Here is an 11,457-nt window from a genome sequence, read left to right on the forward strand (position 1 = left end):
GGCGTCGGGATAAGCCGGCGACGATGTGCGCCGCGGCGATCGTGAGCGTCAGCCGGCGACGACGTGCACGGCGGCCGTCGGCAGCAGCAGGCGGATCCGATCGCCGAGCTGGCAGCGTTGTGTCGGAGGCGCTTCGGCGTGCAGCAGGGCGTCGCCGCAGCGGACGGCGATCTCGGAGCGCGCGCCGGTCACCCGCACCGATTCCACGACTCCGGCGATCGCACCGGCATCCGCGGGGCCGGCGCCAGCGTCGAGAACGGCCACATCCTCCTGCCGGATCACGAGGGTTCCGATCCCCGACGGTATCTCCGCAGGCACAGGCACGGCCCCCAGCGCACTGTGATGGCGGCCGCCGCGCACCTCTCCGGCGATCTCGTTGCGTCCGCCCATGAGCTGAGCCGCTCGCAGGTTCTGGGGTCGGCGGTACGCCTCGACCACGGTGCCCTCATGCAGGAGCTCGCCGTGTTCGAGCAGGGCGATGCGATCCGACGCCCGCGCCGCCTCGTCGCGGTCGTGCGTGACGAGCACGATCGTGGGTGAGACCGTCGCGCGCACGGCGTCGAGCAGGTCGTGCATGTCGCTGCGGAGCGCGGGATCGAGGGCGCTGAACGGCTCATCGAGCAGCAGCACGGCGGGTTCGGCGGCGAGCGCCCGTGCGATCGCGACGCGCTGCTCCTGGCCGCCCGACAGTTCGCCGACCCGGCGGTCTCCGAATCCGGGCAGCTGCACCATCTCGAGGTACTCCGCGGCGCGGGAACGCGCGGCACGGCGACTCATGCCCGACACGCGGTCGGAGAACGCGACGTTGTCGAGGATCGTGAGGTGGGGGAACAGCAGCGATCGCTGGAAGACCATGCCGACTCCGCGATGCTCCGCCGCGACGCCCGCGACATCGGTTCCGCCGATGCGGACGGCTCCGGCATCCGGCGTCTCCAGCCCCGCGATGACCCGCAGCAGGGTGCTCTTGCCCGAACCGCTGGGTCCGAGAACGGCCGTGCAGGTGCCCGCCGCCACGGTGAGCGAGAACCCGTGCAGCGCCGGGGTGGGCGAGCCGGGGAATCTCTTGTCGAGTCCGTCGAGGACGAGGTCGGCGCTCACGCGGATGCTCCTGATGTCGTGCGGCGGGAATCGGGGGTGATCGCAGCATCGGAGCGCGACAGAGCGGACGACGGTCGGCGCCTCCGGGCGGTGGACCGGCCGGAGCCGCGCAGCGCCAGCACGGCGACGAGCAGCAGGACCGGGGGGATGACGGCGCTGAGCGACATGACGGCGACGGCGGCGTCGTTGCCGAGGCCTGCCGCGGCGCTCGCGACGATCAGCGGAAGGGTGACGACCTCGCCGCCGCCGACGATCACCGTCACGATGTAGTCGCTCCAGGCGACGAGGAACGCGAGGAACGCGGCGCGAGCGAGCGCGGGAGAGATCATCGGCAGGTGCACGCGTCGGAGCACCTGCGTGCGGGAGGCGCCGAGCAGTCGCGCCTCGTCCTCGTACGACAGGTCGTAGGCGCCGTACGCCGTGCGCATCACGAAGGTCGTGTAGGGCAGTGCCAGCACCACCAGCACGAGCACCACGCCGATGAGCGGGGGGATGTACGCGCGCAGCAGCAGCACGTTCACGCCGAGCACCGCGGCGAACGGCGGCAGGGCGATGGGGGCGAGCAGCAGCGCCGAGACCGTGCGGGGGAAGGGGACGGTGCCGAAGGTCAGCGCTCGCGCCGCGAGCGCGCCCAGCGGGGTGGCGATCGCGGCGACGACGAGCCCGAGCAGCACGGACCGGGCGAAGCCCGGAAGCAGGCCGAATCCCAGCGCATCCTCGATGCCCCGCACGCCCCACGCCGTGGGCAGCGGCGAGGGGAAGGACCAGCCGTCGGCGAACGCCCAGAGCACGAGGGGCAGGAACGGCAGGGCGAACCAGATCACCAGCAGCGCGGTGAGGGCGAGGCGGATGACGCGACCGATGCCGCGGGGCGTGGTCAGAGCGCTCGGCGCGGCGCGGCGCTCCTTCGTCGTGAGACTGGTCGACGGCATGCGTTCACCGCCAGACCGCGGTGCGTCGCAGCGCCGCGAAGGTGAGGGCCACGACGGCGAGGGAGATCGCACATGTGACGAGAGCGACCGCTGCCGCTTCGGGACGAGACGCCAGCGAGACGCCCTGGAAGAGTCGCACGGCCAGCACGGGCAGCGGTTCGGGATACGTCCGGCCGAGCAGCCAGGCCACCTCGTACGATCCCAGGGCGTAGACGAAGCTGATCGCGGCGCAGATGACGATGGTCGGCGCGGTCAAGGGAAGGAGCACATGGCGGAAGCGGCGCCACCGGCCGGCGCCGAGCAGAGCGGCGGTCTCGTCATAGGTGGCGATACGGGTCGCGAGGGTGCCGGTGACCACGAGCGCGACGAACGCCGACTCCTTCCAGGCGAACTCCGCGATCACCGCACCCCAGAGCGGACCGCCGACCCAGGGCGCCCACTGCTCGGGCGGAATGCCGAGCAGTCGCGGCAGCACCCCGGCATCCGAGAGCAGGAGTCCGATGGTCGCGGCTCCGATGAGATGAGGCACCGTCACGGTCGTCGCTCCGAGGGCGGTGAGCAGGCGGCTGCCCGCCCGACCGGAGGCGATGACGACCGCGGCGGCTGTGCCGACGACGACGGCGATGACGGTCGACACCGTGGCGATGGCGATCGATACACCGGTCGCTGCGAGAAGGTCCTCGGGATGCGCGGTGAAGGCGTCGACTCCGGGTGTCACGGGCCCCGCTATGGGCATGAGGCCGAGCGCCTGCAGCAGAGTGGCGGTGATGCCGCCGCCCACGACGAGCAGCGTCACGGCTGCGGCGGGGAGCACCAGCAACGCGCCGCCGAGGAGCTGACGAGCGCTCCCCGGGCGGCGCGCCACCGGCGCGAAGCTCATCGGTCGAGCACGCCGGTGCGCCAGCCCTCATCGAGGGCGGGGACCCACTCGGCCGCGAGCTCCCCGTGCGCGTTCTCCGACAGCACCTCGTAGCCGGGCACGACCGGCGACTCCGGGAGGGCGTCGAACAGGGCGCGGTCGGCATCCGACAGGCTCTCGATGTCGAGCACCGTGAACTGGCCCCACACATCGGGCTGCGCCTTCGCCACCTGCTGCTCGACCGAGAGGGCGACGTTCGCGACGACCATCGCGCCCGCGGTCGAGTCGGAGTTGGCGGGCAGGCCGAGGAAGCTGGCGTTGCCCACGGTGCCGTCCTCGAGCGGCAGCACCTTCGTCCCGGCCGGGTAGGTGCCGTCGGCGACGAGATCGGTGAGCGTCGCCGGGCCGTAGGTCATGGTGATGTCGATCTGGCGGTCGGCGAAGAGCTGTCCGAGCTCGGCCTCGTTCGCGGGATACGTGTCGCCACCGCGCCACAGGCTCGGGGCGAGCTCGTCGAGACGCTCGTAGAGGGCGGGGCTCAGCTCGTCGAACGCCTCGTCCGAGTACTCGGCGGGCACCTCGTCGGCACCGCCGGAGACACTCGCCAGGACCTCGCGTACGAAGACCGATCCGGTGAAGTCCGGGGGAGCGGGATACGTGAAGCGGCCGGGGTTGGCCTCGGCCCACTCGAGCACTTCCGCGAGAGTCGTGGGAGGGTCGGAGATCGCCTCGGCGTTGTAGGCGAGCGTGAACTGCGCCTTGTGCCAGGGCGCCTCGCAGCCGTCGACGGGGGTGCCGAAGTCGGACTGCAGAAGGGGGTCATCCGGGTCGGTCGCTGCCATCGACGGCAGCAGATCGGTCCAGCCGCAGAGCCAGGCATCGGCCTCCTTGCCGGTGCGGAAGTTGTCGCCGTTGACCCAGATGAGGTCGACCGTGCCGTCTTCGCGGCCGGCCTGGATCTCGGTGAACACGCGGTTCAGCGCATCGCCGGTGTCGGTCACGGGCACCCGCTCGAGCGTGACGCCGTACTCCGCGACGGCAGGAGCGAGGATGTCGTCGACGTAGGCGTTGCCCTGATCGTCGCCGCCGTACATCCACAGCTGCACGGTCTGGCCCTCGGCATCCGCGAGCACCGCGTCCCAGTCGTCGTAGGTCGTCGAGGCGCTGCTGTCGGGAGCAGCGCAGGCGGTGAGGGCGATCAGCGGTGCGGCGAGAGCGAGGGCCGCGCTCCTCCGATATCGGCGTCCGGTGCTGCTCATCGGGGTTCCTCGCTTCGGAGTCGGTGTATCGGCATATCGCGCCGGGCTAGGGTATAGGAGTCGGGGAGGATGCCTGTGGACGCTGGTGATTCGCGTGTCAGAGTCGCCCCCTCGAAGCGGTCGGCGATCGTCCGCCTCGTGCTTCTCCTTCTGTTCGTCGCCCTCGTCGGAACGGTTGGGTATTTTCTCGCCCCGACCGACCTCGAGGCGGTGCGCGACTGGGCGGCCGGGCTCGGCCCCGGCGGTGCGCTGCTCTTCGTGGTCGGATACGCCGCGCTCACGCTGACGCCCGTGCCCAAGAATCTGCTCACGATCGCGGCAGGGCTCGTGTGGGGCTTCTGGCTCGCTCTCGTGCTCGTCTACGTCGGAGCCCTGCTGGGCGCAGCAGCGTCGTTCGTGATCGGTCGGGCGCTCGGCAGGGAGGCCGTCGAGCGTCTCACGGGAGCCCGGGTCGCGCGCCTCGACGCCGCTCTCGCGCACCGCGGACTCCTCGCGGTGCTCGGGGCGCGGCTGGTGCCGATCATCCCCTTCACGCTCATCAACTACGGCGCCGGCCTGACGGCGGTGCGACGCCGCGACTACGCGCTGGGCACGGCCATCGGCATCCTGCCCGGGTCCGCCGCGTATGTGGCACTCGGCGCGTTCGGGCTCGAGCTCGGGCCGCCGTTCTGGATCGCCGTCGCCGTGCTGGGCGTGCTCATCCTCGGCGGTGTCGTGGCGGCGACGATCCTGCGCCGACCCAACGGTGAGAGCCCCGCATCCGAGCTGAAGAACGGCAGCGACGACGATGCTTGACCGTTCTCTGCGATCCGTGCTCGCCCGGCCACTCGAGGCGATCGCGGCGGCCCTCGACCGCCCGGGGATCACCCCCGATCGGCTGACCGTACTCGGACTCGCGCTCGGCATCGCCTCCGCGGTCACGGCCGGGTTCCAGCTGTGGGGGGTTGCTCTCGTGCTGTGGCTCGTCTCACGCATCGCCGACGGTCTCGACGGCACCCTCGCCCGACGCCGTCAACGGCAGGCGGAGGCGGAGGGCCGGGAGTCCACACCCTCCCACGCAGGCGGCTTCCTCGACATCACCGCCGATTTCGTCGTCTACGGAGCGACCGTCGTGGGCGTCGCCTTCGGTGCCACGTCGCAGTTCGGCGCCCCGTGGTGGCCCTTCCTCGTCGTGCTGCTCGTGTACTACGTGAACGGCACGGCCTTCCTCGCCTTCTCGTCGATCGCCGAGCGCACCGGTCGCACGATCGACGACGGGCGGTCGCTGTCGTTCCTCGGGCGGATCGCCGAGGGCACCGAGACCATCGCGGTGCACGCGCTGTGGCTCATCCTGCCGTTCTGGGCGTGGCAGATCGCCGTCGTGTGGGCGCTCTTCGTGGCCGTGAGCGCTGTGCAGCGCATCGTCGTCGGCTATCGCAGCCTGCGCTGAGCCGGGCGGGGTGAGGCAGGGGCGGGCAGGCTCAGGCGCGGCGGCGGCGCCGTCGGGCGAGAAGGCGGATGCCGAATGCGACGACCCCGCCGCGGAGGCCGCGCTGCGCCTCCTTCACGACCGCGTTCCACCCGGCGTCGGAGTAGCTCGGGTAGGCGTGCATCGTCGTGGCCAGCGTGCGCACGTTCATGCCGGTCTTCACCGCCACGGTGTACTCCGCGAGCGATTCTCCTGCGCGCGGCCCCACGATCACGGCCCCGGTGACACGGCCCCGCCGATCGACCACGATGCTCGTGAAGCCGTCGGTGTGCCCGTCGGCGATCGCCCGGTCGAGATGAGCGTGGGAATGCACGATCACACGCATCCCCTGCGCGCGAGCAGCATCGGGCGTGATGCCCACCGCCCCGACCTCGGGAGAGGTGAACGTGATGCGGGGCACGACGTCGACGTCGGCCCTGCGTGAGAGCCCGAGCACCGCGTTCGTCGCGGCGACGCTGCCGTACATGCCTGCGGTGTGCGTGAACCGCGGCAGCGGCGTGACATCTCCGGCGGCGCGGATGCGGGGGTTCGATGTGCGCAGGGCGACATCGACGTCGACGGCGCCGTGCGGGTCGAGCCGCACACCCGCCGCCGACAACCCCAGACCCGCGGCTTCGACGCGGCGCCCGAGTGCGGCGAGCGCTCGATCGAATGCGACCTGCGTTCCGTCGCTCAGTGTCGCGGTTCCTGACGGGCAGGGATCATCGTCGGACCCGGTGGACTCGAACGCGCTCACGGTCGTGCCGAGACGCACGTCGACGCCGTCGGCACGCAGAGCTGCGAGGACGACGGCGCTCGCCGCGGCATCCTCCTTCGGCAGCAGTCGATCGCCGCGGTGCACCAGCGTGACCGCGCTGCCGAGCCGTGCCATCGCCTGCGCGAGCTCGCATCCGATGGCGCCGCCGCCCTGCACGAGCAGACGTGGGGGCAGCTCGGCCAGCTCCCAGAACGTCTCGTTCGTGAGCACGTCGATCGCCCCCTCACCCTCGACCGACGTGCGCACGGGTGCGCTTCCCGCCGCGATCAGCGCGTCGCGGAAGGCGATGCGCTCGCCGTCGACCACGACCGAGCGGGGGCCGTCGAACCGCGCGCGCCCGACGAGCGTATGGATGCCGTCTCGGGTGAGCGTCTCGGGGGAGTCGACGGGCTCGATCTCGCGGATCGCGGAGTGCACGTGCCGCATGACCGCGGCGAAGTCGACGTCGACCGCGGTCGAGGTCACGCCCAGGTCCGCACTGCTGCGCGCGGCGTGGGCGGCGGCGGCCGAGGCGATGAGCGCCTTCGAGGGGACGCATCCGGTGTGCAGGCACTCGCCGCCGAAGCGGTGGGCCTCGATCAGCAGCACGTTCGCACCGAGCGCGACGGCGGTGCGGGCCCCGACGAGCCCGGCGCTGCCGGCCCCGATCACGACCAGATCCCACGTGCGTGCGCCGGCTTCGCGGGCCGTGAGGGCGCGCGCGGGTCTGCGAGAAGGAGTGCTCATGCCTGAAGCCTAGAGTGGACGCGGAGGCGGGAGGCCGGATGGCTGCACTGATGCGGCGGTACAGCGCGGGCGCGCGCTGGTACGACGTGCTCTCGGGTGAGCGCCTGGTGTATCGGGCCGGGCGGCAGACGGGGATCAGGCTGCTCGCACCGGGATCCGGCGAGGTCGTCATCGATCTCGGATGCGGGACCGGGCTGAACTTCGCACCCCTGCTGGCGGCGACGGGGCCGTCGGGGATCGTGATCGGCATCGATCGCAGCGCCGAGATGCTGGCGGTGGCCCAGCGGCGGATCGACCGGGAGGGCTGGAGCGACAGGGTTCGCCTGATCCGGGCGGATGCTGCAGAGCTGCGGCCAGAGGATGTGGCCCGAGCCGTGACCGACCTGCGCGGCGACGGTGACGGACGAGCGGATGCTGTCTTCGCGACGTACTCGCTCAGTGTGATCACCGAGCGGGAAGAGGCCTGGCGTCGTGCGCGGGCGTGTCTGCGCCCCGGCGCACGGGCGTGCATCGTCGACATGCAGCCGCCGCACGGCGTCTGGCGGGTGCTCTCACCGCTGGCGCGTCTGGCCTGTGCGACGGGCGGAGCCGACATCTCGGCCAGGCCGTGGCGGATGCTCGAGCGCGATGCCGTCGACCCGTCGTCGGTGCGGCGTGCCGAGCGCAAGGGCGGTCATATCGTGGCGGTCGCTGCGACGCTCGCGAGCGGTTCGCCGCTCTGACCAGGTCTCGGGGTGTGACCGGAGCGCCGTGCGGTGGTGACCCGACCGCACGGCGCTCGTCGGTCAGGGGACGATGACCGCGCGGCCGCGGATGCTGTTCGCGGCGAGATCCTCGTAGGCCTTCGGGCCGTCGTCGAGCGAGTAGGTCTCGGTCTGCACGTGGATCTTGCCGGCGCGTGCGAGGTCGAGGACCTCGATCAGCTCGGAGCGGGAGCCCCAATACGGGATGCGCACGGCGGCGTCGTAAGCGATCGAGCCGAAGCCGAGCGACATGGTCCCGCCGCCGATGCCGACGATGGTCACGTCGGAGTCGAGTGCGGCGACGCTCTGCGCCAGGGCCATGGTCGGGTTCGCACCCACGAAGTCGAACACCGCGTTCGCCCCCAGTCCGCCGGTGATCTCGCGGATCTTCTCCGCTGCGGAGGCGTCGCTGATCAGCACGTGATCGGCGCCGACCTCGGTGGCGAGCGCGAGCTTGGTGTCGTTCACATCGAGAGCGATGACGGTGGCGCCCGAGATCGCCTTCAGGATCTGGATGCCGACGTGGCCGAGCCCGCCGGTGCCGATGACCACCGCGAAGGTGCCTGCACCGAGCTTCGGGAGTGAGCGCTTGATCGCGTGGTACGGGGTGAGGCCGGCATCCGTCAGCGAGACGTTCTGCACGGGGTCGAGGTCGCCCAGCGGCACGAGGTGGCGGGCGTCGTCGACGATCATGTACTCGGCCATCGAACCCTGGCTGCCGAGACCGGGAGGGCGGATGCCCTCGGCAGCGGCGTTGGTGCAGTAGTTCTCCATGCCCTGCGAGCAGTTGTGGCAGCGACCGCAGCCCCAGGGGCCGTAGACCGCCACGGCGTCGCCGACCTTCAGCGTCGAGTCGACGCCCTCGCCGATCTCGTGCACGATGCCCGCGCCTTCATGACCGAGCGTCAGCGGCAGCGGGTAGCTCTGCTCGAGGTAGTCCTTCTCGGGGAGGCCCATGACGTAGTCGTCGGAGTGGCGGACGCCGCCCGCGGTGACCTTGAGCAGCACCTGGCCGGGGCCGGGCTTCGGAATCGGGATGTCGACGACGACGGGGGGCTTGCCGATCTCGACATAGCGGAGAGCTTTCATGGTGTCTTCCTTCCAACAGATCGAGTGGTCTGCCGCGCGGTGCGGAAGGCGGGAACGCTCGACCCTGCCATATCGATTATCGGCCCGGGGGCGGGTCGTAGACGATGCTCCGGCAACCGACGGTGGAAGGTCGCGCGTGCCGATCACGCGCCGAGATGATGCTCTCGTCGCAGATCTACGGCACCCACTCGTCGGATGAGAAGTCGAGGCTGATGTTCACGGTGCTTCCCGACGTCGTCGCAAACACTGACACGGTGCGCGGGTCCCAGATGTTTCCAGGGACCAGCAGCTGTGGGGTGGTGCCCATCTCGGCGGCGAGGTCATCAGCGGACTGACCGGCGGGCGGGCGCACGGTGACGTTCAGTGTGCATCCGCCGCTTCCGCAGCCCTCGCTCTCGCCGAGGATCTCGGCTCCTGCGGGGAGCGGGATCACCGACGAAGGTGGGACATCGCCTTCGTCCGCCATCACGAACAGCCAGGCCACACGCCCTGCGTAGAACAGCAGGAGCACCACGGCGACGGTGATGAGAATGGTCCACGTCACGCGGCGTCGTGTGGTGCGTCTGGCATGAGTCTCCCAGTCGTCCTGGTCGAAGGTCCGGGCCTGTTCCATGGCGAGAGTGTATCTACGTTCGATGTCGTCGTGGAGGACGACCCCGCCGAACCTTCCGCAGCTGAGCGGGAGAGAACAACACCAGCGATCGCCAAGCCTAAGCCGAGCCCAAGCTCCTTGGGAAACACTGTGCAAGTACGAACCCGAGCCCGAGCATGACCGCTCCCGCGGTCAGAAGGGCCGCGTGAGCTTCCTGCGTATCGCGCAGCGTCATGTGGCTCACGCTATCGAACCCACTCACCGCATCGCTCGGAAAGGAGGACGCAGCGATCCCACGCCGGAAACGATCGTTTACGGCGCGATCCGGTCTGGAGTCCCGGAACGGGGTCCGTTAACGTTCACCGGAATCCCGATACGCCGGGGGTTTTCGGTCGGCTACTGAACCGGCATGGGTCCGGCGCCGTGCGGTAGTTCGGTTGGCCTATCTCTTGATGATCTTCGGCGGGGTGAAGTCTCCGGCAAGGGTTTCGGTGGTGGGCGAGTAGAGCCGGAGCATCGGGGCGAACGCTCCCTGTGGTGCGGGTAGCCAGTTCGCTTCGCGCTCGGCCCCTGGAGATGCGTGCTGAATGTAGATGTCGAGTGAACCGTCAGGGTTGACGATCAGTGGGTCTCGGTCGCGAATCACGAATCGGTTGAGGGGGTTCGGGACCTGGAAGCCGTCGCCGTCGTACATCGTGAGGGACCAGAAGGCGTCCACGCCGGGCTGTTGGCCGGCGTCGAAGTGGAGCACGTAGTTGTGCTCCCCGGTGAATGGTTGACCGTCGGCATCGACGAAGGCGTTGGGGTAGATCGCGTCCTCGGGCAGGTTTGCTCCGAGCCCGGCCATTGCGACAAGGGCGCGCACGCGATACGAGGTGCCGTACGTCCCGAACGACTGCTCCCAGTTCCACCCGTTTCGCACGATCCCGATGCTGGCTTCGGTCATCGCTTTCACGAGATCCTGCAGGGCCGTGTCTCGAGCTGCCGAGACGGCGGCAGTAGCAGCATCGTCCAGCACCGCAGGGTTGAAGTCCTCGCCTGGCACGATTCCGATGGCGCGCATCCGGTGCAGGATCGGGTAGTCGTTAGCGTGCGGCGGGTTCTCTTTTAGCAACTCGGCAAAGAGTGTGAAGAACTCGACGCTGCTGAGCGCGTTCACCTGGTCCAGTGGCGGTGTCACATCATCCACGCTCGGGTCAACGGGTGCCGCAGAAGGCGTGCCTGATTCCTGGCCGTACGCGTCCATACGGGTGATGCGGTACTGGTCCTGGATGCGGTGGACTTCCGCGAAATCGTCGGGGCCGTTGCTCTGTGTACGACCCATGACCCAGACATGCGGCGTCGGTGCGACTATCAGGTCGAGTCCGCTGGGGACTTCGCCGCTCCACGCGGGTGGCGCGATGAGGAAGTCGCGACCTTCACCGAGGGTGTTTCGGCTGCCGGGAACGGCGAAGATGTCCGTCCACATGTCGAGCATGGGCGTGAGGTAGTACCGGTCAGGCGCATCGGGCGTGTGCAGAATCACAGGTCCGTCTCGGAGATCGAGCCACGCGAACGAGTAGAGCGTGTCGAAGTTGAAACGCACGACGTCCTTGGATTCTGCTGCGGGGTATTCCCGGGCGTGTGCGAACTGGTTCGCCGGTGCCCGCAACAACGCAGTATTCGCGTCCGGGACGTTCGTCATCTGGCGCCGCGTGAACTCCATCGTCACGAGCGGGTACGCGTACAGGTACGCGTCGACGGCAACCTTGCTGAGATCGAATTGCGACATTAAGTTTTTCCCCCTGGGTCCCTGATACCTCGAAGCCTAGGGTGAACCGCGCCCCGAAGGCCACCGTTTCGAATGGCGCAGCCCGCAACCACTGGTGTCAGAGAGGTGCGCGCCTGGCCTGCCGGAAACGATTGTTTACGGCGCGATCTAGTGCCTGCCTAGG

11 protein-coding genes are annotated in these 11,457 nt (G+C 69.7%); 3 read left to right on the top strand and 8 right to left on the bottom strand.

Annotated features, from left to right (window positions below; translation table 11 throughout):
- Positions 1-48: 48 nt before the first annotated feature.
- Genes IXW21_RS04615 through IXW21_RS04630 form a run of 4 tightly spaced genes read right to left on the bottom strand, consistent with a single transcriptional unit; the run spans position 49 to position 4,148 of the window.
- Complete coding sequence (locus tag IXW21_RS04615) at positions 49-1,098, bottom strand: ABC transporter ATP-binding protein (protein WP_194763087.1); 1,050 nt, start codon at positions 1,096-1,098, stop codon at positions 49-51.
- On the bottom strand, positions 1,095-2,030 hold the full coding sequence (locus IXW21_RS04620; RefSeq protein ID WP_194763088.1) for an ABC transporter permease: 936 nt from the start codon (positions 2,028-2,030) through the stop codon (positions 1,095-1,097). The genes IXW21_RS04615 and IXW21_RS04620 overlap by 4 nt, the downstream gene beginning before the upstream one ends.
- Positions 2,031-2,034: 4 nt before the next feature.
- Positions 2,035-2,910: an ABC transporter permease gene (locus tag IXW21_RS04625; protein WP_194763089.1), complete on the bottom strand. Its 876-nt coding sequence runs from the start codon at positions 2,908-2,910 to the stop codon at positions 2,035-2,037.
- Positions 2,907-4,148: an ABC transporter substrate-binding protein gene (locus IXW21_RS04630; RefSeq protein WP_194763090.1), complete on the bottom strand. Its 1,242-nt coding sequence runs from the start codon at positions 4,146-4,148 to the stop codon at positions 2,907-2,909. Before IXW21_RS04630 ends, IXW21_RS04625 begins: the two co-directional genes overlap by 4 nt.
- Before the next feature lie 138 nt (positions 4,149-4,286).
- Here IXW21_RS04630 and IXW21_RS04635 point away from each other — a divergent pair, with 138 nt between their 5' ends.
- Both IXW21_RS04635 and IXW21_RS04640 read left to right on the top strand, forming a co-directional pair.
- Positions 4,287-4,943, top strand: coding sequence for a TVP38/TMEM64 family protein (locus IXW21_RS04635; protein WP_323742165.1), 657 nt, complete (start codon positions 4,287-4,289; stop codon positions 4,941-4,943).
- Entirely contained in the window at positions 4,936-5,577 is a 642-nt protein-coding gene (locus IXW21_RS04640; RefSeq protein ID WP_194763092.1) for a CDP-alcohol phosphatidyltransferase family protein, read from the top strand. Before IXW21_RS04635 ends, IXW21_RS04640 begins: the two co-directional genes overlap by 8 nt.
- 31 nt (positions 5,578-5,608) lie before the next feature.
- On the opposite strand, the gene IXW21_RS04645 is transcribed toward IXW21_RS04640, so the two are convergent.
- Positions 5,609-7,099 (bottom strand): dihydrolipoyl dehydrogenase family protein, encoded by a 1,491-nt coding sequence (locus IXW21_RS04645; RefSeq protein WP_194763093.1) that lies wholly within the window; start codon positions 7,097-7,099, stop codon positions 5,609-5,611.
- Positions 7,100-7,137: 38 nt separating this feature from the next.
- Between IXW21_RS04645 and IXW21_RS04650 the strand changes: the two genes are divergently transcribed.
- Positions 7,138-7,821, top strand: coding sequence for a class I SAM-dependent methyltransferase (locus tag IXW21_RS04650; protein WP_228528166.1), 684 nt, complete (start codon positions 7,138-7,140; stop codon positions 7,819-7,821).
- A gap of 63 nt (positions 7,822-7,884) precedes the next feature.
- Here IXW21_RS04650 and IXW21_RS04655 read toward each other — a convergent pair whose 3' ends face one another.
- The 3 genes from IXW21_RS04655 to IXW21_RS04665 all read right to left on the bottom strand — a co-directional run bounded on the left by IXW21_RS04655 (position 7,885) and on the right by IXW21_RS04665 (position 11,294).
- Entirely contained in the window at positions 7,885-8,931 is a 1,047-nt protein-coding gene (locus tag IXW21_RS04655; RefSeq protein WP_194763094.1) for an NAD(P)-dependent alcohol dehydrogenase, read from the bottom strand.
- Between the two features lie 175 nt (positions 8,932-9,106).
- Positions 9,107-9,544 (bottom strand): hypothetical protein, encoded by a 438-nt coding sequence (locus IXW21_RS04660; protein WP_194763095.1) that lies wholly within the window; start codon positions 9,542-9,544, stop codon positions 9,107-9,109.
- A 421-nt stretch (positions 9,545-9,965) separates the two neighbouring features.
- Positions 9,966-11,294 carry a DUF1254 domain-containing protein gene (locus tag IXW21_RS04665; RefSeq protein WP_194763096.1) on the bottom strand — a complete coding sequence of 443 codons (1,329 nt, stop codon included), beginning with the start codon at positions 11,292-11,294 and terminating at the stop codon, positions 9,966-9,968.
- Positions 11,295-11,457: the final 163 nt, after the last annotated feature.

It is taken from the genome of Microbacterium sp. UFMG61, from assembly GCF_015354505.1.
Taxonomy (GTDB): Bacteria; Actinomycetota; Actinomycetes; order Actinomycetales; family Microbacteriaceae; genus Microbacterium.